Source organism: Caulobacter endophyticus (genome assembly GCF_003116815.1).
GTDB classification, from domain to species: Bacteria; Pseudomonadota; Alphaproteobacteria; order Caulobacterales; family Caulobacteraceae; genus Caulobacter; species Caulobacter endophyticus.
This window is the reverse complement of record NZ_QDKQ01000034.1, coordinates 48092-70558: the sequence shown is the minus strand read 5'-3', so window position 1 is coordinate 70558 and position 22467 is coordinate 48092. Positions and strand designations below refer to the sequence as shown.

The 22467-nt window shown below is 69.4% G+C and carries 15 protein-coding genes; 12 read left to right on the top strand and 3 right to left on the bottom strand.

What is annotated here, in order from left to right; translation table 11 throughout:
* Positions 1 to 96: 96 nt before the first annotated feature.
* The 9 genes from DDF67_RS09090 to DDF67_RS09050 all read left to right on the top strand — a co-directional run bounded on the left by DDF67_RS09090 (position 97) and on the right by DDF67_RS09050 (position 14356).
* A complete protein-coding gene (locus DDF67_RS09090; RefSeq protein ID WP_109100569.1) occupies positions 97 to 819 on the top strand; it encodes a glutathione S-transferase in 723 nt (240 codons plus the stop codon).
* Between the two features lie 160 nt (positions 820 to 979).
* Positions 980 to 2251 carry a putative hydroxymethylpyrimidine transporter CytX gene (gene cytX, locus DDF67_RS09085; protein ID WP_109100568.1) on the top strand — a complete coding sequence of 424 codons (1272 nt, stop codon included), beginning with the start codon at positions 980 to 982 and terminating at the stop codon, positions 2249 to 2251.
* Positions 2252 to 2372: 121 nt separating this feature from the next.
* Positions 2373 to 4295, top strand: coding sequence for a M61 family metallopeptidase (locus DDF67_RS09080; RefSeq protein ID WP_109100567.1), 1923 nt, complete (start codon positions 2373 to 2375; stop codon positions 4293 to 4295).
* A gap of 84 nt (positions 4296 to 4379) precedes the next feature.
* Positions 4380 to 6179, top strand: coding sequence for a DUF885 domain-containing protein (locus DDF67_RS09075; protein ID WP_109100566.1), 1800 nt, complete (start codon positions 4380 to 4382; stop codon positions 6177 to 6179).
* A gap of 141 nt (positions 6180 to 6320) precedes the next feature.
* Positions 6321 to 6632, top strand: a complete 312-nt coding sequence (locus DDF67_RS09070; protein WP_109100565.1) for a type II toxin-antitoxin system RelE/ParE family toxin — start codon at positions 6321 to 6323, stop codon at positions 6630 to 6632.
* Positions 6629 to 6916 carry an addiction module antidote protein gene (locus tag DDF67_RS09065; RefSeq protein ID WP_109100564.1) on the top strand — a complete coding sequence of 96 codons (288 nt, stop codon included), beginning with the start codon at positions 6629 to 6631 and terminating at the stop codon, positions 6914 to 6916. Before DDF67_RS09070 ends, DDF67_RS09065 begins: the two co-directional genes overlap by 4 nt.
* A 107-nt stretch (positions 6917 to 7023) precedes the next feature.
* The gene (locus DDF67_RS09060; protein ID WP_109100563.1) at positions 7024 to 9435 is read left to right on the top strand and encodes a glycoside hydrolase family 3 N-terminal domain-containing protein; all 2412 of its coding nucleotides are present in this window, start codon (positions 7024 to 7026) and stop codon (positions 9433 to 9435) included.
* Positions 9436 to 9590: 155 nt separating this feature from the next.
* Entirely contained in the window at positions 9591 to 11510 is a 1920-nt protein-coding gene (locus tag DDF67_RS09055) for a sialate O-acetylesterase (RefSeq protein ID WP_109100562.1), read from the top strand.
* Positions 11507 to 14356, top strand: coding sequence for a glycosyl hydrolase 115 family protein (locus DDF67_RS09050; RefSeq protein ID WP_233247590.1), 2850 nt, complete (start codon positions 11507 to 11509; stop codon positions 14354 to 14356). Before DDF67_RS09055 ends, DDF67_RS09050 begins: the two co-directional genes overlap by 4 nt.
* 25 nt (positions 14357 to 14381) lie before the next feature.
* Here the strand turns inward: DDF67_RS09050 and DDF67_RS09045 are convergent, their stop codons facing one another.
* Positions 14382 to 15143, bottom strand: coding sequence for an energy transducer TonB (locus DDF67_RS09045; protein WP_109100561.1), 762 nt, complete (start codon positions 15141 to 15143; stop codon positions 14382 to 14384).
* Between the two features lie 2 nt (positions 15144 to 15145).
* The gene (locus DDF67_RS09040) at positions 15146 to 17203 is read right to left on the bottom strand and encodes a TonB-dependent receptor domain-containing protein (RefSeq protein WP_109100560.1); all 2058 of its coding nucleotides are present in this window, start codon (positions 17201 to 17203) and stop codon (positions 15146 to 15148) included.
* A 230-nt stretch (positions 17204 to 17433) separates the two neighbouring features.
* On the opposite strand from DDF67_RS09040, the gene DDF67_RS09035 reads away from it, so the two are divergent.
* The gene (locus tag DDF67_RS09035; RefSeq protein ID WP_109100559.1) at positions 17434 to 17961 is read left to right on the top strand and encodes a dihydrofolate reductase family protein; all 528 of its coding nucleotides are present in this window, start codon (positions 17434 to 17436) and stop codon (positions 17959 to 17961) included.
* Between the two features lie 13 nt (positions 17962 to 17974).
* Here the strand turns inward: DDF67_RS09035 and DDF67_RS09030 are convergent, their stop codons facing one another.
* Positions 17975 to 19768 carry a DUF885 domain-containing protein gene (locus DDF67_RS09030; protein WP_109100558.1) on the bottom strand — a complete coding sequence of 598 codons (1794 nt, stop codon included), beginning with the start codon at positions 19766 to 19768 and terminating at the stop codon, positions 17975 to 17977.
* Positions 19769 to 19868: 100 nt separating this feature from the next.
* On the opposite strand from DDF67_RS09030, the gene DDF67_RS09025 reads away from it, so the two are divergent.
* Both DDF67_RS09025 and DDF67_RS09020 read left to right on the top strand, forming a co-directional pair.
* On the top strand, positions 19869 to 20291 hold the full coding sequence (locus tag DDF67_RS09025) for a DUF2946 family protein (protein ID WP_199229194.1): 423 nt from the start codon (positions 19869 to 19871) through the stop codon (positions 20289 to 20291).
* Positions 20292 to 20417: 126 nt separating this feature from the next.
* Positions 20418 to 22466: a TonB-dependent receptor family protein gene (locus DDF67_RS09020; protein ID WP_109100557.1), complete on the top strand. Its 2049-nt coding sequence runs from the start codon at positions 20418 to 20420 to the stop codon at positions 22464 to 22466.
* The last annotated feature ends 1 nt before the right edge of the window (position 22467 follow it).

Sequence of the window (22467 nt, the reverse complement as noted above, 5' to 3'; positions counted from 1 at the left end):
GCCGCCGTCCATACTTGAGAGCGACTTGCAATTACAAGAGCCGATCGCGATCCGGCCTCGCTTGGAAACATTTGGTCACGGATCGGTTCAGAGCGCATGGCCTATCAGCTGCATTATTGGCCGGGCATCCAGGGCCGCGGCGAATTCGTCCGCCTGGCGCTCGAAGCGGCCGGAGCGGACTATGTGGACGTCGCCCGCCAGGACCCGGACGAGGGCGGGGGCGAGGACGCCCTGATGGACGATCTGGCAGAGTTGGGCGGCCCGCGCGCGGCCTTCGCGCCGCCGTTCCTGGTCGACGGCGATCTGGTCATCGGCCAGACGGCCAGCATCCTGCTGTACCTGGGGCCAAGGCACGATCTCGCGCCAGCCGCCGAGAGCGGGCGGCTGTGGGTCAACCAACTGCAGCTGACCATCGCCGACCTGGTGACCGAGGCCCACGACACCCACCATCCGATCGGCATGGGTCTCTACTACGAGGACCAGAAGGACGAGGCCGCGCGGCGCAGCGAGGAGTTCCGCCAGCAGCGGATTCCCAAGTTCATGGGCTGGTTCGAGCGGGCCCTGGCCGGCGGCGACGCCTGGCTGGCCGGGGGCGCGGTCTCCTATGCCGACCTGTCGCTGTTCCAGGCGGTGGAGGGGCTGCGATACGCCTTCCCGCACGCCATGGCGCGGCTGGAGCCGGACATTCCAAAGGTCGTCGCCCTGCGCGACCGGGTGGCGGACCTGCCGAGGATCGCGGCCTATCTGGCTTCGGCGCGGCGGATCCCGTTCAACGAGATGGGCATCTTCCGGCGCTATCCGGAGCTGGATCCGGAGTAGGGCTCGCTCCTCCCTCCGTAAAATCCCCGCGAAAGCGGGGACCCAGGCTTTTTCTGAAACGTGTGGTGCTCGACGATAAAACTCCTGGGTCCCCGCTTTCGCGGGGATTTTACGGGTTGGGGAGAGGCGGAGGCGCGCCAAGCTGCTATGCCTCCCCTCCATGGCCAAGCTCGACGACACCTATGATCCGCTGACCCCCGTTCCGGCCGACCGCCGGGTGTTCGGGACGCGTGATGCGTTTTCGCTGTGGTTCAGCCTGGGCATCGGCCTCCTGGTGCTGCAGGCCGGGGCGTTCCTGGTTCCGGGTCTTAGTCTTGGCATGGCGCTGGCGACGATCGTCACCGGCTCGGTGCTGGGCGCGCTGCTGCTGGCGGCGGCCGGGGTGGTCGGGGCCGACACCGGGCTTTCTGCCATGGGCGCTCTGCGGCTGGCGCTGGGAGCGCGGGGGGCGGCGGTTCCGGCTGTGCTGAACGCGGTGCAACTGGTCGGCTGGGGCGCGTTCGAGATCATCGCCATGCGCGACGCCGCCGACGCCCTGGCCAGGCAGACCTTCGGCCTCTCGAATCCGCTGGCCTGGACGGTGCTGTTCGGCGTGCTGGCGACGTGGCTCGCCTTCATGGGGCCGGTGTCGTTCGTGCGGCGTTTTCTGCGCGCCTGGGGCCTGTGGCTGCTGCTGGGCGGAGCCGGATGGCTGACATGGCGGCTGCTGTCGCAGCACGACCTGGCGGCGCTATTCGCCAAGGCCGGGACGGGCGAGATGAGCTTCGGCGCGGGCGTCGACCTGGTCGTGGCCATGCCGCTGTCATGGCTGCCGCTGATCGCCGACTACACGCGCTTTGGCCGATCGCCGGGCCGCATGTTCCGAGGCAGCGCAGCCGGCTACCTGCTGGCCAACATCTGGTTCATGGGGCTGGGCGCCTGCTACGCCCTGGCCGCCGGAGGCGGGGAGGGGCTGCTGCTGACCGCCCTGGCGGCGGCGGGCGGCGGGATCGCCCTCTTGCTGATCGTCGTCGATGAGACCGACAACGCCTTCGCCGACATCCATTCGGCCGCCGTCTCGACGGCCACCCTGGCGCCGGTGCGGCCGGCCTACCTGGCCCTGGCCTTCGGGGTGCTGTGCACCCTGATCGCCCTTCTGGCGCCGCTTGCCCGCTACGAAGGCTTCCTGCTGCTGATCGGTTCGGTGTTCGCGCCGCTGTTCGGCGTACTGCTGACCGACCATTTCGTCGTGCGTCGCCGCCGCGCCGAAATCGCCGGCGCCTTCGCCTGGGGCCTGAACCTGCCGGGCCTGGTGGCCTGGGCGGCGGGTATCGGCGCCTATCAGGGCTTCAGCCGGCTGGCGCCGCAATGGGGCGCGACCCTGCCGGCGCTGGCGGTCGCGGCCCTGGCCTATCTTTGCCTGCGGTTGATCTGGCGGCCGGCGAGGGGCTGAACGACCGGCGTCGTGATAACGCTGTCCGGTCAAGTTGGTCTCGACAAGCTGGCCCTAACAAAAGAAACATCCAGGCTTCTCGCCGCGAGGGGACGTTCGCGGGCTGCATTGGGGTCGTTTCTTGAAAGCGCTTTTCTTCTCGGTCTCGCTTCTGTCGCTGGTCGGCGGCGCCGCTCTCGCCCAGGACTACCTGCCGCAACCGGCCGCCCCGACGCCGCCGATCATCGCCCCGCAGGACGTGGCCTATCCGGGCGTGCTGAAGCTCTACGTCGACGCCACCGACCTTGAGCGCAAGATCTTCGACATCAAGCTGACCCTTCCGGTCGCCAAGCCTGGCCCGATGACCCTGTACTATCCGCAGTGGGTTCCGGGCGGACACTCGCCGCGCAACGACATCGACAAGCTGGCGGGTCTCGTCATCACCGCGGGCGGCAGGACGATCCCGTGGAAGCGCGACGTGGTCGAGGTCAACGCCTTCCACATCGACGTGCCGGCCGGCGTGACCGAGCTGAACGTCGCCTACAAGTTCCTGTCGCCGGTCGAGACCAAGGTCGGCCGCATGGTCATGACCCCGGACATGCTGAACCTGCAGTGGCTGCAGATGACCATGTACCCGGCCGGTCACTTCACCCGCCGCATCACCATCGAGCCGACCGTCAGGCTGCCGGAAGGCTTCCAGTTCGCCTCGGCCCTGGAAGTGGCCAAGACCGAAGGCCAGGTCACCAGCTTCAAGCCCACCACGGTCGAGACCCTGGTCGACTCGCCGATGTTCGCCGGCCGTTACTTCAAGTCGGTCGAGCTGGATCCGGGCGGCCCTGCGCCCGTGCGCCTGAACATGGTCGCCGACAAGCCGGAACTGCTGGACTACAAGCCCGAGCAACTGCAGGCCCACAAGAACCTCGTGCAGCAGGCCTACAAGCTGTACGGCTCGCACCACTACGATCACTACGACTTCCTGGTCGCCCTGTCGGACCAGATCGGCGGCATCGGCCTAGAGCATCACCGGTCGAGCGAGAACCGCGTCGCGCCCAAGTACTTCACCGACTGGGACAAGTCGTACGTCGGCCGCGACCTGCTGCCCCACGAGTTCACCCACTCGTGGAACGGCAAGTTCCGCCGCGGCGCGGACCTGTGGACCCCGACCCTCAACACCCCGATGCGCGACAGCCTGATGTGGGTCTACGAAGGCCAGACCCAGTACTGGGGCTATGTGCTGTCGTCGCGCTCGGGCCTGCTCAACAAGGAGCAGACGCTCGACGCCATCGCCATGACGGCGGCCGCGTACGACAACCGTCGCGGCCGCGACTGGCGTCCGGTGCAGGACACCACCAACGACCCGATCATCGCCAACCGCAAGCCGCTGTCGTGGCTCTCCTACCAGCGTAGCGAGGACTATTACTCCGAAGGCCAGCTGGTGTGGCTCGACGCCGACACGCTGATCCGCGAGAAGACGAACGGCAAGAAGTCGCTCGACGACTTCGCCAAGGCCTTCTTCGGCATCGCCGACGGCTCCTACGTGTCGCACACCTACACCTTCGACGACGTGGTGGCGGCGCTGAACGGCGTGGTCGCCTACGACTGGGCCAGCTTCCTGAAGGACCGCATCGAGGGCGTGAACCCCAAGGCCCCGCTCGATGGCCTGACGCGCGGCGGCTACAAGCTGGTCTATACCGACACCCCGACCGACTACTTCAAGGTTTCCGAGACGCGGGCCAAGAACACCAACCTGGCCTATTCGATCGGCCTGACGGTGGGGTCGGACGCGGTGCTGACCGACGTGCAGTGGGACGGTCCCGCCTTCAGGGCCGGCCTGACCCAGGGCCTGACCATCGTGGCCGTCAACGGCGACACCTACGACGCCGAAAAGCTGAAGGCGGCCGTCAAGGCCACGGCCAAGGACGTTCCAGTCGAGCTGCTGGTCAAGGAAGGCACGCGCTACCGCACCGTGAAGCTCGATTACAGCGGCGGCCTGCGCTACCCGCGCCTGGAGCGCGTCGCCGGCACGCCGGCGCGCCTGGACGACATCCTGGCCGCCCGCAAGTAAGCATAGAGCCGTCCGGCGCCCGGGGCCGCGAGGCGCCGGACGGCTTTTCTTCGACATGCGGCCAAGTCTGCCTCTGGGGGCCGCATGTCCGATTCCACGAAGTTCGATCGTCGCCAGCTGTTGGTCGGCGCCACCGCCGCCGCCGTCTCGACGGCCCTGCCGGCCATCGCGGCCCCGAAAGGTGAGGCGACCAAGCTCTACGCTCTGTTCGACGCCTTCTTCGACGAAGACCTCACCGAAAGCCCCGAGCAGGCCACCAATCTGGGCCTCGACAACGGCGCTCACGCCGGCGCGCGCACGAAGCTGGGCGACCGCTCGATCGCCGCCTGGATCAAGGAGCGCCGCGAGCCGGCCCAGCGTCTGGCGCGGCTGAAGGCGATCGACCGCAAGGCGCTCTCGGGCGACGACGCCGTCAACTACGACACCGCCGCCTACTATTATGGCGCGCGCGACAAGGCCTCGGGCTTCGACTACGGCTCGGTGTCGCGGCCGTTCGTGGTGACCCAGTTCTACGGCGGCTATTCGTCGGTCCCCAGCTTCCTGGACAACAAGCACGAGGTGAAATCGGCCGCCGACGCCGACAGCTACCTGGCCCGCATGGCCGGTTTCGCCGGCGTGCTCGACCAGGAGAGCGAGCGGGTGCGGGCCGACGCGGCCAAGGGCGTGATCCCGTCGGACTTCATTCTCGACAAGGCCATCGGCCAGCTGAAGCAGTTCCGCGCCCTGCCGCCGGAAAAGAACGTCCTGGTCGCCTCGATGGCCCGCCGCGCCAAGGCCTATGGCGCCTACGACGCCAAGGCCGGCGCCCTGCTGGAAAGCGCGATCCATCCTGCGCTGGACCGCCAGATCGAGACCCTGACCGCCGTCCGCGCCAAGGCCGTGCACGAGGCGGGCATGAACCGCTTCAAGGACGGCGACGCCTTCTACGCCGCGCTGCTGCGCATCTACACCACCACCGAAAAGACCCCCGACGAGGTGCATCGCCTGGGCCTGGAGGAGGGCGCGCAGATCCAGGCGCGGATGGACGAGATCCTCAGGAAGCGCGGCTTCACCCAGGGCTCGGTCGGCCAGCGCATGGCGGCCCTGAAGGACCTGCCGGGCGAGAGCTATCCGAACACCGACGAGGGCCGGGCCCAAATCCTGGCCTACTGCAACCGCCTGATCGCAGAGATGCAGCCCAAGCTCCCCCAATGGTTCGGCATCACGCCGAAGATCCCGGTCGAGGTGCGCCGCATCCCGCCCTATACCGAGAACGGCTCATCGGGCGGCTATTACGAGCGGCCGCCGCTGGACGGCTCGCGTCCGGGCGCCTTCTACATCAACCTGCGCGACACGGCCGAGCGCCCCCGCTACGCCCTGCCGACCCTGACCTATCACGAGGCCGCGCCGGGCCATCACTTCCAGCTGGCCCTGACCGCCGAGGGCAGCCTGCCGCGCCTGCGCCAGAACATGTTCTTCTCGGCCAACACCGAGGGCTGGGCGCTCTATGCCGAGCAGGTGGCCATGGAGATGGGCCTCTACGGGACCGACGACCTGGGCCTGCTGGGCATGTACCAGGCGCGCCTGTTCCGCGCCTCGCGCTGCGTGGTCGACACCGGAATCCACGCCAAGGGCTGGAGCCGCGAGAAGGCCATCGCCTACATGGTCGAGACCGGCGGCGACGACGAGGGCCGCATCACCCGCGAGGTCGAGCGCTACTGCGCCAACCCGGCCCAGGCCTGCTCCTACAAGGTGGGCCATACCGTCTGGGCGGCCCTGCGCGAGCGCACCAAGGCCCGCCTCGGCGCCAGGTTCGACATCCGCAAGTACCACGACACCGCCCTGCTGGTCGGCCCGACGCCGCTGACCGTGCTGGAGAGCGTGGTCGACGCCTGGCAGGGGTGAGGGCGCTCTGAACTGAGTTCCTGATTTGTTCGCGTAGTGTGAAGGGCGCTCCGGTTCTTGGCCGGAGCGCCTTTTGCATTGGGGCGACGCCATGAGCTATCTCCATCGATACGTGATTGTCTCCCGTGGGAGACATGCTGTATGATCGAGGTTCGTGAGACCGAGGTCTTCCGGCGCTGGATGGCGGACCTACGCGATGCCGTGGCTAAGGCCAGGATCGCCGCGCGCATTCGCCAGCTGGCCTTCGGCCTTGCTGGTGACGCGCGGCCGGTAGGCGAGGGTGTCAGCGAACTGCGCGTCCATGTCGGCCCTGGCTATCGGGTCTATGTGGTGCGACGAGGCGAGGCGCTGGTTGTCGTGTTGTGCGCCGGCGACAAGGATACGCAAGGCCGCGATATCACGCGGGCCAAGGCGTTGGCGCGTGAATTGCCGGACGATGGAGGAAGGGCATGAGCATCGAAACCCAGCCGTTCGATCCGGCGGTCTATGTCGAAACCCCCGAGGCAGCCGCCGCCTATCTGGACGAGGCCCTGGCCACCGGCGACGCGGCCTTCATCGCCGATGCGCTGGGCGTTCTGGCGCGGGCCAAGGGCATGACCGAGGTGGCCGAGGCGGCGGGGTTGGGGCGTCAAAGCCTCTACAAAGCGCTGGCGGCCGAGGGCAATCCGCGTTTCGACACCGTGCTGAAGGTGGTGAGCGCGCTCGGCTTGCGCCTTTCTACGGCCCCGGTGAAGTAAACGAAAGTGACCGGTAACATTAGGGCTTGAGTGGTCTGACAAGCTCTCCCATAGTGTCAGGCAAGACGGCGCGAAGCCGCCGTGACAGACGCTGGGGAAACGCAAGGATGACCACCACCCTGACTCGCCGCACGCTGGGCGTAAGCTTGGCCGCTCTCGGCGCCGCCATGGCCCCCGTGGTCCGCGCCGCGCCGAAGGCGGCGGGTGGCAAGGCGCTCTACAAGGATGCTTCCCAGCCGGTGGACGCGCGGGTCAAGGACCTGCTGTCGCGGATGACCCTGGAGGAGAAGGCCGCCCAGCTGATCGGCATCTGGCTGACCAAGGCGGCGATCCAGACTCCGGGCGGCGACTTCTCGCCCGAGACGGCCAGCAAGAATTTTCCCAACGGCCTTGGCCAGATTTCGCGGCCGACCGATCGCCGGGGTCTCAAGCCCGCGACAGAGGTCAACGCCGCCGCCGGGGCCGAGGACGGTTCGGTGGGCCGCAACGCCCCGCAGACCGCCCGCTACGTCAACGCCGCCCAGAAGTGGGCGATGGAAAGCACGCGCCTTGGCATCCCGATGCTGATGCACGACGAGGCCCTGCACGGCTACGTCGCGCGCGATGCGACCAGCTTCCCGCAATCGATCGCCCTGGCCTCGACCTTCGATCCGGACCTCGTCGAGCAGGTGTTCTCCGTCGCCGCCAGGGAGATGCGCGCCCGGGGCTCCAACATCGCGCTCGCCCCCGTGGTCGACGTGGCCCGCGACCCGCGCTGGGGCCGCATCGAGGAGACCTATGGCGAAGACCCGCACGTCTGCGCCGAGATGGGCCTGGCCGCCATCCGCGGCTTCCAGGGCAAGACCCTGCCGCTAGCGCCCGACAAGGTGTTCGTCACCCTCAAGCACATGACCGGCCACGGCCAGCCCGAGAACGGCACCAATGTGGGCCCCGCCCAGATCGCCGAGCGCACCCTGCGCGAGAACTTCTTCCCGCCGTTCGAACGGGCGGTGAAGGAGCTGCCCGTGCGCTCGGTCATGCCCAGCTACAACGAGATCGACGGGGTGCCCTCGCACGCCAACCGCTGGCTGCTGACCGACATCCTGCGCGGCGAGTGGGGCTTCGAGGGCGCGACGATGAGCGACTACTTCGCCATCAAGGAGATCATCACCCGCCACAAGCTGACCGACCAGCTGGCCGACACGGCGGTGATGGCGATGAACGCCGGCGTCGACGTCGAGCTGCCTGACGGCGAGGCCTATGTGCTGCTGCCCCAACTGGTGCGCTCGGGGCGCATCCCCGAGGCCGCCGTCGACGCCGCCGTGGCGCGGGTGCTGAAGATCAAGTTCGAGGGCGGGCTGTTCGAAAATCCGTATGCGGATGAAAAGGCCGCCGACGCCAAGACCGCCACGCCGCAAGCCGTCGCCCTGGCGCGCGAGGCCGCCCGCAAGGCGGTGGTGCTGCTGAAGAACGACAAGGGCCTGCTGCCGCTGGACGGCAAGAAGATCAAGCGCCTGGCCCTGCTTGGCACGCACGCCAAGGACACCCCGATCGGCGGCTATTCCGACGAGCCTCGCCACGTGGTCTCGGTGCTGGAGGGCCTGACCGCCGAGGCCAAGGCGCAGGGCTTCGCCCTGGACTATGCCGAGGCCGTGCGGATCACCGAAAAGCGCGTCTGGGCCGCCGACGAGGTCAAGCTGGTCGACCCGGCCGTGAACGCCAGACTGATCGCCGAGGCCGTCGAGGTGGCCAAAAAGGCCGACGTCGTGGTCATGGTGCTGGGCGACAACGAGCAGACCAGCCGCGAGGCCTGGGCCGACAACCATCTGGGCGACCGCGACGACCTGGATCTGGTCGGCCAGCAGAACGACCTGGCGCGCGCCATCTTCGCCCTGGGCAAGCCCACCGTGGTGCTGCTGCTGAACGGCCGTCCGCTGTCGGTGAACCTGCTGGCCGAGAAGGCCGACGCCCTCGTCGAGGGCTGGTACCTGGGCCAGGAGACCGGCAACGCCGCCGCCGACGTGCTGTTCGGCCGGGCCAATCCGGGCGGCAAGCTGCCGGTCAGCATCGCCCGCGATGTGGGCCAACTGCCGATCTACTACAACCGCAAGCCCACGGCCCGCCGCGGCTATCTGTTCGACCGCGCCACCAGCCCGCTCTATCCGTTCGGTTTCGGCCTGTCCTACACCAGCTTCGACATCTCGGGCCCGCGTCTTTCCAAGGCCCGGATCGGCCAGGGCGAGAGCACGACGGTGTCGGTCGAGGTGACCAACACCGGCAAGGTCGCCGGCGACGAGGTGGTGCAGCTCTACGTCCACGACGAGGCCGCCTCGGTGACCCGTCCGGTGCTGGAGCTGAAGCACTTCAAGCGCGTCACCCTGGCCCCCGGCGAGAAGAAGACGGTGACCTTCGAGGTGAAGCCGTCGGATCTGTGGATGTGGAACCTCGAGATGAAGCGCGTGGTCGAGCCGGGTGATTTCTCGATCCTGGTCGGGCCGAACTCGGTGGATCTGAAGTCGGCGAAGCTGACGGTGGCTTAGCGATGCGCCCCCTGAAGGGGGAGCTGTCGCGAAGCGACCGAGGGGGAAGTCGTTGCGAGGTCGGCAAAGACCTTGGAAGCTGAAAACGGCCCCCCTCCGGCCCGCTGGGCCACCTCTCCCAGAGGGGGAGGATCTGGAGCTAGGGAGTGACTGACATGCGCCGCGTCGCGCCGATCCTGCTGGCCGCCTTGATAGCCACGCCCGCCGCCGCGCAGGGACCGCTGCTCAACGGCCTGTTCGCCGATCATGCGGTGGTGCAGCGCGACCGGCCTGTGCCGGTGTTCGGCGCGGCCAGGCCCGGCGAAGCGGTGACCGTCACCCTCGGCGGCAGGAGCGCCACGGCAAAGGCGGGCGTGGACGGCGCCTGGCGCGTCGACCTGCCGGCGATGACGGCCGGCGGGCCTTACACGCTGGAGGCCAAGGCGGCCTCGGGCGCCGTGCAGACCGTCAGCGACGTGCTGGTCGGCGACGTGTGGCTGTGTTCGGGCCAGTCGAACATGGAACTGCCGGTCGAGCGCGGCAACAACAGCTGGTCGGAGATCCGGTCGGCCAATGACGACGGCCTGCGCATGGCCTATGTCGACCACGCCGACAGCCGCTCGCCGCGCGCCGAGTTCCTGAAAGCTCCCTCGTGGAAGGCGGCCAGGCCCGACGCCGTCGGGTCGTTCTCGGCCGCCTGCTACTACATGGCCCGCGAACTGCGGAAGACCGACAAGACGCCGCTGGGCCTCGTCCACGCCTCGTGGGGCGGTTCGGCTATCGAGGCCTGGCTCAGCCCGGCCGCCCTGCGCAGGGCCGGCGACTACGACAACGACATCGCCACTCTGCAGCTGTCGCTGAAAGACCGTCCGGCCGCGGACCGCCGCTGGGGCGAGACGATCAAGGCCTGGTGGAGCCTGCGCCACAACGGCGCGGCCGGCGGGCCGTGGGCTGGCGACGGCGTCTGGACCCCCGCGCCTCAGGGGCTGGGCGTCTGGGAAAGCTGGGGCGTGCCGGTCCTGGCCGACTTCAACGGCATGGTCTGGTTCGATGCGTCGGTCACCCTGACGGCGGCGCAGGCGAAAGGCGCGGCCAGCCTCGAGATCGGCATGGTCGACGAGGTCGACACCACCTTCGTCAACGGCGTCGGGGTCGGCTCGACCTCGGGGGCGGGCACGGTGCGGGTCTATCCAGTGGCGGCCGGGACGCTGAAGGCCGGCGCCAATCGCATCGTCGTCTCGGCGCTCGACACCTACGCCAACGGCGGCCTGTACGGCGAGGCCGCCCGCGCCCTGGTGCTGGCCGACGGGACGCGGATCCCGCTGACGACCTGGCGCTATCAGGTGGAGCCGAAGGAAACCGGCGAGCCGCCGCGTGCGCCATGGGACACGCTGTCGGGCGTCTCTACGCTTTACAACGGCATGCTGGCGCCGATGGGGCCTTACGCCTTCAAGGGCTTCGCCTGGTACCAGGGCGAGAGCAACACCGGTCGACCGCAGACCTACCAGGCGCTGCTGCGCGAACTGCTGGCCGAGCGCCGCACGGGACAGGCGGCCGACATGCCGGCCCTGGTCGTGCAACTGGCCAACTACGGCAAGCCGCAGCTGGCGCCCGAAGACTCCTGGTGGGCCCAGGTGCGCGAGGCCCAGCGCCTGGCCGTCGCCAAGGACGGTCACGCGGCCCTGGCCGTCATCACAGACATCGGCGACCCGTCCGATATCCACCCGACCAACAAGCAGGACGTCGGCAAGCGCCTGGCCCGGGGCGCGCGCCGCCTGGCGGGCCAGGCGGTGACCACCGGTCCGTCGCCGGTCTCGGCGCGTCGCATCGGCGATACGGTCGAGGTCCGCTTCGAGCAGGTGGCCGAGCGCCTGGCGACGCGGGGCTCCGACAAGGCCATCGGCTTCGAGCTGTGCGACGCGGCCGCCTGCCGCTTCGCCGACGCCCAGGTCGAGGGCGACAAGGCGGTGATCGCCATCCCCGCCGGCCTGAACCCGACCAAGGCGCGGTTAGCCTGGGCCGACGCGCCGACCTTCAATGTGTTCGACATGGCCGGCCTGCCGGTGGGGCCGTTCGAGATCGTGGTGGCCCCGTGAGCAAGGGCGTCACGGGCCTGCGCACCGCCGTCTCGGCCCTGGCGCTGGCCGCAGCCGTGGCGGCCGCGGCGGCGCTGGCGGCGCCCACCGCCGCGCGTTCGGCCGAGCCGGCGGCCGTTTCCGAAAGGCCCGTGGCTGGCGGCTTTTCGCTGATCCAGGGTGGCAAGCCCGCGCGGGTCGAGGCCGACGTGACCGACTGGCCGGGCGTGCTGCGCGCGGTGCAAGGCCTGCGCGGCGACCTGTCCAAGCTGGCGGGCGGCGGGCAGCCGCCCAAGGACGCGCCCGTGGTCATTGTCGGCACATTGGGCAAGAGCGCGCAGATCGACGCCTTGGTCGCCTCGGGCAGGCTGGACGTCTCGGCGCTGAAAGGCCGCTGGGAGGGCTTCGTCCAGCAGGTGGTCGAGAACCCGCGCCCCGGCGTCGCCCGCGCCCTAGTCATCGCCGGCGCCGACAAGCGCGGGACGATCTTCGGCGCCTACGATCTGGCCGAACGGGCAGGCGTCTCGCCCTGGACCTGGTGGGCCGACGTGCCCGTGCCGGTGCGCCGCGATCTGTCGGTGGCGCCCGGCGCCAACCTGCAGGCGCCGAAGGTCAAGTACCGCGGCATCTTCCTCAATGACGAGAACCCGGCCCTCTACGGCTGGGCCAACGCCACGTTCGGCGGCTTCAACCACGCCTTCTACGAGCGGGTCTACGAGCTCGTGCTGCGGCTGAAGGGCGACTATCTGTGGCCGGCCATGTGGGGCAAGGCGCTTTATGACGACGACCCGCTGAACGCGGTGCTGGCCGACGAGATGGGCGTGGTGATCGGAACCTCGCACCACGAGCCGATGATGCGGGCCCACGTGGAGTGGGAGCGCCATGGCCAGGGGCCGTGGGACTATTCGAAGAACCCTGACGCCCTGCGCCGCTTCTGGCGCGAGGGCGTCGAGCGGATGGGCGCCAACGAAAGCCTGGTCACCGTCGGCATGCGCGGCGACGGCGACGAGCCGATGACGCAGGGCACCGCCACCCAGCTCTTGGAGACGATCGTCGCCGACCAGCGCAAGATCATCGGCGAGGTCACTGGCAAGGACCCGTCGGCGACCCCGCAGGTCTGGGCGCTCTACAAGGAGGTGCAGGACTATTACGACGCCGGGATGCGCGTGCCCGACGACGTGACCCTGCTGTTCGCCGACGACAACTGGGGCAACATCCGCAGGCTGCCCAAACCCGGCGAGACGCGGCCGGGCGGCTACGGCGTCTACTACCACTTCGACTATGTGGGCGGGCCGCGGAACTACAAGTGGCTCAACACCAACCAGATCGAACGCACCTGGGAGCAGATGAAGCGCGCCGACGACCACGGCGCCGACCGGCTGTGGATCGTCAATGTCGGCGACCTCAAGCCGATGGAGCTGCCGACAGAGTTCTTCCTCGACCTGGCCTGGAACCCGGGCGCCATGCCGGTCGGGAAGCTGTCGACCTACACCCGCGACTGGGCGGCCGCGCAGTTCGGCCCCGAGCATGCGGGCGAGATCGCGGCGCTGCTGGACGGCTACACCCGGCTGAACGCCCGGCGGAAGCCCGAGCTGATCGATGGGGCGACCTTCAGCCTGGTCAATTTCGGCGAGGCCGAGCGTGTGGAGGCCGAATGGGCCGAGCTTGAGCGTCGCGCGGACGCGATGCGCAAGGCGCTGCCCAAGTCCCAGGAGGACGCCTTCTTCCAACTGGTCTGGTTTCCGATCATGGCCAGCGCAAACCACACCCGGCTCTACATCGCCGTTGGCCGCAACCGGCTCCATGCGGCGCAGGGGCGGTCGTCGGCCGCCGCCGAGGCCGACAAGGCCCGGGCCTTGTTCGCCCGCGACGTCGAGCTGACCCGCCAGTTCCACGAGGACCTGGCCGGCGGCAAGTGGCGCCACATGATGAGCCAGACCCATATCGGCTACACCGGCTGGCAGCAGCCGGAGGCGAACGTCCTGCCCGCGCTGGCGAGCGCACCGGCCAGGGAAGGCTTCGGCGTCGCCGTCGAAGGGCGCGAGGCTCCGGTGGGCGAGGGCGAGGCGACGTTGCCGCGGCTGCACCGCTGGGGCGCGCAGAGCCGCTGGATCGATGTCTTCGCGCGCGGCGCGGCCAGCCCCGATTTCGCGGTGAAGACGGGCGCGCCCTGGCTGAAGACCGCCCTGACGTCGTCGGGCGCGGACACGCGGGTCGCGCTGTCGGTCGACTGGGCGCGGGCGCCCAAGGGACTAAGCCGGGTTCCGGTGCGGATCGTCGGCGACGGCCGCGAGGTGGTGTTGACGGCGGTGGTCGACAATCCGGCCCGCAAGCCGGCCCGGGGCGCCTTCGTCGAGGCGGGACAGCCGTTGGCCATCGAGGCCGAGCATCACGCCAGGGCGACGGCCGCTGATGGCGTTGCCTGGACGGTCATTCCCAACCTGGGCCGCACGCTTTCGGGCGTGGCCGCCTATCCGACCACGGCGCCGTCGAGCGCGCCGGGCAAGGGGGCGATGCTGGAATATCTGGTCGACTTCGAGAAGGCCGGGCCGGTCGAGCTGACCGTGCTGGTCTCGCCGGGCCTGGACGTCACCGGCGGGAGCGGCCCTCGCTTCGCCTTATCGATCGACGATGCACCGCCGGTGGTGGTCAGCACCATCCCGGACTCGTCCGAGAAGGCCTGGGACAAGGTGGTTGCGGATAATGTCCGTGCACTGACGACTTCGTTGGCTGTTCCCTCGGCGGGCGTGCATCGGGTGCGGCTGTGGCGGATGGATCCGGGCGTGGTGTTCCAGCGGCTGGTGATCTCGCGGGGCGTGGTTCCGGCGAGTTATCTGGGGCCGTCGGAGGGGGCGCGGGCGAACTGATCCTTCTCTCGCAAGGGGAGAGGGACTAGTTCCTCAGCGAAAACTCCACCGGCGCGTCCATCTCGATCCGGTCGCCCTTGATCGTGTGCGGCGGCGCCGGGAACGGGTCCGCCCGGGCGACCATGGCGCGGACCTCGGCGTCGAGGAGGGCATGGCCCGTGGGGCCGGTCAGGCGGCAGTCCAGCACGTGGCCGGCGCGGTCGAGGACGAAGGTCACCTGGACGGTGCCCTGCTGTTTTCGCATGCGGGCGGCCTTGGGATAGGTCTTGTGGCTTTCCAGCCAGGCGCGGACGCGGGCCGCGTAGGCGGTGCTGGAACCGGCCGTGGCCTGCACGCTGTCGGCGTCGCGACGGCCGGCGGGCGGCTTGGCGGCCGAAGTGTCCATGGCCCGGGCGGCGGCGGGCACGGCGGCCTGGCTCGCGGCGGGCGGCGTCGGGCGCGGCGGGGCTTCCGAAGGTGGAGCGGGGGAGGGCGGCGTGGCCGCGGCCTGGGCCAGCCAGCCGTCGGGACGCGGCGGCAGAGGCTTGGGCGCGGGTTTCTCCGGCTGTGACGGCTGCGGCGGCGCGGGTTCGGTCTGTGGCGTCGGGGCCGGCTTGGCGTCGGGCGAGGTCGCGTTGTCGACCCTGTCGAGGGCCGGGTCGCCGAGCGAGATCAGCATGGCCGCGTCGTCCATGGGCGCGAGGACGGGCCTCTGCTCCCACTGGACGACGGCAAGCCCGAGGGCGCCGTTGATGACCAACGACGCCCCCGTCGCCCAGGCTCGAACATGCCAGGGCGTCTTCTTCATCTTCAGAACGTCTTGCCGAGCGTGAGCTTGACCGTCCGGCCCTCGGCGTCGAGCGACGACAGGTGGCGGCGGAAGGTCTTGTCGAACAGGTTGTCGACCCCGGCCTGCACTTCCAGACCCTTCAGCGCGCCGTCCTGCGGCTTCCAGGTGAGGAACAGGTTGTGCACCGAATAGCCCGGCGTGCGCAGCGAGGCGGTGGTCGTCTTGTTCTGCCTGTCGGCGAACTCGCCGCGCCAGCCGGCCGTCAGGTTCTGGGCCGGGAAGACGTAGCCCAGCGTCAGGTTCAGGGTGTCGGCCGGGATGGTGTCGAGCGGCGCCCCGGTCGTGCGGTTCTCGCCGTCGATCACCGACACCGCGCCGCGGGCGAAGAAGCGCTTGGCGCCGTACTCGGCCTCGACCTCGACGCCCGAATAGCGGGCCTCGCCGATGTTGATGAAGTAGCTGGACGTAGCCGTGCCGCGCGCGATCAGGTTGCTGACGTCGTTGCGGAACAGCGTGGTCTTGATCCGCGCCTGGTCGCCCTGGCCGAACAGGTTGCGAAACTGCAGCGTGCCGCCGACCTCGTAGTTGTCCGACTCCTCGGGCTTGAGGTTGAGGCTGTAGTTGGTCGAGGCCGTGGCGGTGCGGCTGTAGATCTCGTCCAGCACCGGCATGCGCACGGTGTGGGCCACCGAGCCGAACACCGAGGCCCATTCGGTCAGGCTGTAGAGGGCCGCGATCTTCGGCGAGACGCCTTCGTCATTGACCTTCTTGCTGGTGGTCACGCCCAGGCCCGGCTGCAGCTTGGTCCAGTCGACGCGCACGCCCGGGATCACGGTCAGCTTGCCGTAGGTGACCTCGCCCTGGGCGAACAGGCCGTACTTCTCCATGTCGCCTTCGGGGTGGGTGGCCGCCCCGTGGTTGGTGCCGGTGGCCGTGCGGCGCGGGTTGCGGCGCTCCTGCTTGTAGGCCTGGGCGCCGATGGTCAGGAAGGCGACGCCGTCGCCGGCGAACTGGAACTCCGAGGTGTTCTGGGCGCGGCCCTGATAGGTCTTGTACGAGAACTCCGACTCCAGCACCCCCGACAGGAAGGTGGTGTCGGTCTGGTTGACCTTGCTGTTGGCGTAGGAGGCCTGGGCCTCGAAATCGAGCAGGTCGTTGCCCTCGAAGGCGTTGCGATAGCCGATCACGGCGGTGTCGTCGGTGGTCTTGCGGCGCACCGATGTGGTGGCGAAGGCCTGCGACTGGTCGTAGATCTGGACGCCGTCATTCTTCCAGTTCTGGTACGAGGCCCAGACGCTGTGGTCCTTGCCGAAGGTGTAGCGGCCCTTCAGCAGGTAGCTGTCGGAGCTGGCTTCCGAGGCCGGCACGACCTCGCCGGCGCCGTTCTCGTACTCGTCGCTGCGGCGGCTGGTGTACATGCCCAGCACTTCCAGCTTCTCGGTCGGCTTGAAGGCCAGGACGCCCGAGCCGAAGCGGGCCTCGGCGTTGCTCTCGACGCCGCCGCGCAGGCGCACGGCGAAGCGGTCGTCGCCCCGCAGGAAGTCCGAGGCGTCCTTGCTGGTGAAGCTGACCACGCCGGCCAGAGCGCCCGCGCCGTAGAGGGTGGACGAGGCCGGGCCGCGCAGCACCTCGACGCGCTTGTAGAGCTCGGGGTCGCTGAAGAACGCGCCCATCCGGTACTGCTCGAAGAACTTCGTGACGCCGTCGATCTGCATCAGGATGCGGCTGTCGCTGTCGGCCAGGCCCGTGCCCATGCCGCGGATGTTGAAGCCCTGGCCCAGGGCGCCGACGCCGCCCATGGTGTTGACGCCGGGAATGCCGGCCAGGAGGTCGCCGATGGTCGAGGCCTGGGCCTGATCGATGTCGTCCTGGTCGAGCGTGGTCACGGCCTGGGGCGTGTCGATCGCCACCTTCTCCTGGCCGGCCGAGACGACGACCTTGCCCAGCGACAGCTTGCTGGTGGTGACGGCTTCGTCCGCCGTATCGACGGCGTTGGTCTGGGCGTGGGCGAGGCCGACGAGAACGAGGTTGGCGACGCCGGCCAGCAACAGGCCGCGCGTCCGGTTGGAAATGCGCATACGACTATCCCCGTATATGTAGCGAATAAGAATCATTCGCATAATCTGGGCGAGCGACTCCCGACAGAGCGCTTCGCCGAACGGCGACGCTTTTGGTCGCCTTTCCGCCTTAATGCAAGTGACTCTTAATAGCGAGTTGGTGCGAGCGGGAAATGGCCTGGGGCTTTGCGTCCCGCTGCGTTTCCGCGCACCCTCCTGCCAGGCCCTTCCAAGAAGCCTAGGAGATCGCCATGGCCAAGCTCGTGTTCGGCATGAACCAGTCGCTGGACGGCTATGTCGACCACATGGGTTTCGGGCCGGACGCCGAGCTCTTTCGCCATTTCATCGACCAGGCGCGCGGACAGACGGGCAGCCTGTACGGCCGGCGGCTCTACGAGATCATGAGCTACTGGGACGAGGACCACCCCGAGTGGGACGAGGCCCGGCGCGACTTCGCGGCGGCCTGGCGCAGCCATCCCAAGTGGGTCGTGTCGCGCACGCTCAAGACGGTCGGCCCCAACGCCTTCTTGCTGGCCGGCGATCTGGCGACGGCGGTCCGAGACCTCAAGGACCTGCATGACGGCGAGATCGAGGTCGGCGGGCCGGACCTGGCGCGCACCCTGACGGCGCTGGGCCTGATCGACGAGTACCGGATCTACCTGCACCCGGTCGTGCTGGGCGAGGGGGCGCCCTATTTCGCCGGCTCCAAGCCCGCGCTGCGGCTGGTGGACAGCACCCGCATCGGCGAGGTGCTCAAGCTGCGCTACATGCCGGCTTAGGGGGCGCCGATCCTCAACTTCCCTTCCACTCGTCGATCACCGAGGCCAGCACGTCCAGCGGCATGGTGCCGGCGGTCAGGCCGGTGTCGTGGAAGCCCTTCAGGCTGAACCTGTCGCCCAGACGCTTTTCGGCGCGGGCGCGGCTGTCGGTCCAGGTGCGCCAGCCCAGCATGTAGCTGGACGCCTGGCCCGGCTGGACGCAGTAGCGCTCGACCTCGCGGGTGACCGAGCTTTCGGCGTCGCCCAAGGTTTCCGACATGTAGGCTATGGCCTTCTCGCGGCTCCAGCGCTTGGCGTGGATGCCGGAGTCCAGCACCAGGCGCGCGGCGCGGAACAGCATCGAGGCCACATAGCCCAGCTGGCCAAGCGGATCGTCCTTGTAGGCCCCCATTTCGTCGGCCAACTGCTCGGCATAGAGCGCCCATCCTTCGGAATAGCCCGAGAAGATCGGCAGGCGGCGCAGGGTAGGGATGCCCGGCGCCTCCATCATCAGGGCGTTCTGAAGGTGGTGGCCGGGGATGGCCTCGTGGAATACCAAGGTCGGCAGGTCGAAGCGCGGCTGCTCGGCGGTGTCGCGCAGGTTGATCGAGAACAGGCCGGGGCGCGAGCCGTCCAGGCTGGGCGGGGTGTAGTAGGCGCCGGGCGCGCCGCTCTCGATCGACGGCGGGATGCGCTGGATCTTCACCCCGGCCTTGGGCAGGCGGCCGAAATAGCCCGGCAGGCGCTCGCGCATGGCCTGGGTCCTGGCCTCAAGGTCAGCCAGCAGGGCGGCGCGGCCGGCCTCGTCATTGGGATAGAGATTGGCCGGGTCGCGGCGCAGGGCGGCAATGCGGGCGCCGACCGGACCTTGCGTCAGGCCGCGCGCCCTGAGGATGGCGTCGGCGCGGGCCGAAAAGCGCTCCACCAGCTCCAGGCCCAGGCGATGGATCTCCTCGCCCGCCAGGTCGGTGGTCGTGGCCGAGCGCACGGCGTAGCGGTAGTAGGCCTCGCCGTCCGGCAGGCGCCAGACGCCGGCGTCGTGGACGGCCGTGGGCAGGGCGGCCGTCAGCAGGCCGGCCTGGCGGCGCAGGGCCGGATAGACCTCTGCCTCGACGATCTTCGCCGCGCGGGCTTCCCAGTCGCCGGGAATGGCGCCGGTGCGGCGGGTCAGGCCGGTGGCCAGCTCGGACTTGGCCGGAGCCGGCGCCAGCAGGGCCGAGAACTGGGCCAGCGTGGTGCGCAGCACGAAGTCGGGCGGCGTGGCCCCCTGGGCGAAGTCGGCGCGGGCCCGCGCCGTCTCCTGGTCGAGCAGCACGGCGAAGGCCGACAGGCGCGACAGATAGGCTTCGGCGTCTTCCTTCGTCTTCACCGGATGGGTGTCGGCCAGGAAGCTGGGCACGGCGCGATAGGCGCCCGACAGCTGCGAGACGATGTAGGGCACGGCGACGCCGACGTTCGGATCGCCGAACGGCATGGCGTAGCTCTGCAGGGTGGTGTCGGCCAGATAGGCGGCCGAGCGGTGGTTGACCCGGTCCATGCCGGTCAGGGCCTTGGCGTCGAAGGTCGCTAGTTGGGCGCGCAGGTCGACGAACAGCTGGCGGGTGCGGGCGATCCCGGCCGGCGAGCGGTCGTCCAGCCTGCCGCGGGCGGCGGCGTTGGAGCCGGAGTCCATGCCCGTCAGGGTCATCAGCTGCGGCGAGTCGAGCATCGCCTTCTGGATCAGGCCTTCCAGCACGGCGGTCAGGCGCTCGCCCTCGGTCTCGCGGGCCAGGGCGGGGAAGGGTGCGGCCAGGGCGGCGGCGGCGAGGAAGGCGCGGCGGTCGATCATGGGCTTGGTTGTACCCCGCGCCAAATTTCGCGCCAGGGATGATGTGGCCTGGACGGAATGTCCAAGGACAAGCCGCGCGGCTTGAGCTAAAGCCTTAAGCGTGACCCGGCCGACCTTCCATCGCTGGACCAACGCCCGCGCCGTCTTCATGACGCTCGCGGCGCTGGCGGTCGCCTTGAAGGTGCTGATCCCGGCCGGCTTCATGACCGCGCCGGAACAGCGCAACGGCCTGCCCTTCGCCCTGGTGCTGTGCACCGGCCAGGGGGCCATGGTCGTCGCGCCCGGCGAGCGCCTGGACCACCAGAAGGACGGCGCCGACGAAAGGCCCGCCGACGCCCCCTGCGCCTTCGCGGCGCTTGGCGTGCCGATGGGCGCGCCGCCGGCCGATCTGGCCGTCGCGCCGGTTGAGTTCGTCGCCTATGCCGCCCAGCCGCAACCGGCCCGCCTGGTTCATCTGGCCCCTGGCCGGGGCCTTTCCGCCCCGCCGCTTCCGGCCCGAGGTCCTCCCAGCCTGCTGATCTGACCGCCGGTCGCGTGACCGGCGGAGCGCCCGGCTGCGCGCCGGGCCCCCGACGCCGCGCGTGCACTCCGCGCCTGGCCAGATCCGCCTGCTGATGGCCGCGCCAGGCGCGGCCCAAGGACCTCGCAGATGAAATCCGTACTCCTGGCCGCCTGCGCGCTGTCCGCGCTCGTTCCGGCCGCGGCTCTAGCCGAGACCCCTGACGATACCGAGGCCGCCGTCTCGTCGGTGATCGTCACCGCCCGCCGCAACGCCGAAGACCCCTCCGTCGTCGCCGACGCCCGCAAGCGCCTGTCGGAAACCCCCGGCGCTGTGTCGGTGATCTCGCAGGAAGCCTATGCCAGCCGCCAGGCCCTGGCGCTGGACGACATGCTGCGCGACGCCCCCGGCGTCTACGCCCAGCGCAAGTGGGGCGGCGACGTCCGCATCTCGATCCGCGGTTCGGGCATCGGCAACGCCAACCACAACCGGGGCCTCTTGCTGGCCCAGGACGGCGTGCCGCTGAACGAGGCCGACGGCTATGGCGACAGCCAGATCGCCGACCCGCTGAACACCCGCTACGCCGAGGTCTATCGCGGCGGCAACGCCCTGCGCTTCGGCGGCGCCCTGCTGGGCGGGGCGGTGAACATGGTCACGCCCACCGGCAAGGACGCCGGCTTCAACGCCCGCCTGCGCGTCGACGGCGGCTCGTTCGGCCTGATCCGCGAACATGCCGCCGTGGCCGGCCAGTCGGGCGACTGGGACCTCTATGCCGCCGCCACCAACCAGACCAGCCAGGGCTGGCGCTCTCAGAGCCAGCAGAACATCCAGTTCGCCACCCTGAATCTCGGCCGCAGTTTCGGCCAGGACCGCGAGGTGCGCTTCATCGTCAATGGCTCCAACATCAACCAGGAAATCCCCGGCGCCCTGACCCTGGCGCAGTTCCAGGCCGATCCGCGCCAGAGCGCCGCCGCCAGCCTGGCCGCCGACCAGGGCCGCAACCAGCGCGGCCTGCGCGGCTCGCTGCGCACCGACTGGCGACTGGACGAGCACACGGTGTTCCAGGGCGCGATCTATGCGGTGTGGAAGGATCTGGACCATCCGATCTTCCAGGTCATCGACCAGCAGAGCCGCAACTACGGCGCCTTCGGACGGCTGGACTGGGACGGCGAGATCGGCGGGCTGAAGGCCGACGCCTATCTCGGCGCCTGGTATCGCCAGGGCGACCTGGACTCGGCCTTCTACACCAATGTCCGGGGCGGGCGCGGTGCGCTGCAGTCGCTGTCGCTGCAGAACGCCAAGGCCGCCGACGTCTTCGCCGAGGGCCGCCTGTTCGCCACCGACCACCTGATCCTGGTGGGCGGCCTGACCTGGGGCCGGGCCGAGCGCGACTACAAGAGCTTCAAGGTTCCTGCCTTGGCCTCGACCTTCAACCTCGCGGCCGACAAGGACTACGAGTGGGTGTCGCCGCGCGTGGGCGTGCTGTGGCAGGGTGACGACGGCTCGCAGCTGTTCGCCAACGTCACGCGCTCGGTCGAGCCGCCCAACTTCAGCTCGCTGTCGCCCGCCAACACGGGCTTTGCGCCCATCCAGGCGCAGGAGGCCTGGACCGCAGAGGCCGGCGCGCGCGGTCATCGCGGGCCGTTCACCTACGACCTGACGCTCTATCGCGCCAAGCTGAAGAACGAGCTACTGCAGTTCACCGTCGACAGCCTGCATCCGGCCGCCACCTTCAACGCCGACGACACGATCCACCAGGGGATCGAGGCGGCGCTGGACTGGGCCTTCGCGCCGCGCTGGCGCCTGCGCCAGACCTACACCCTGTCGGACTTCCGCTTCGACGGCGACGCCCAGTACGGCGACAACCGCCTGCCCATCGTGCCCAAGCACTTCTACCGGGCCGAGTTGCGCTACGACGCGGCGGGCGGCTGGTTCCTGGCCCCGTCGGTGGAGTGGTCGGCCAGCGACCAGTGGATCGACTACAAGAACACCAGGACCGCGCCGTCCTACGCGATCCTCAACCTCAACGCCGGCTGGAAGGCGACCGACAAGGTCTCGCTGTTCCTCGACGCCCGCAACCTGACGGACGAGGCCTATGTCTCAAACGTTCAGGCGGCCACTACCTGGACGGCGGCCACGGCCGCGGTCTGGCCCGGCGATGGCCGCTCGGTGTTCGGCGGCGTGACGGTGTCGTTCTGAC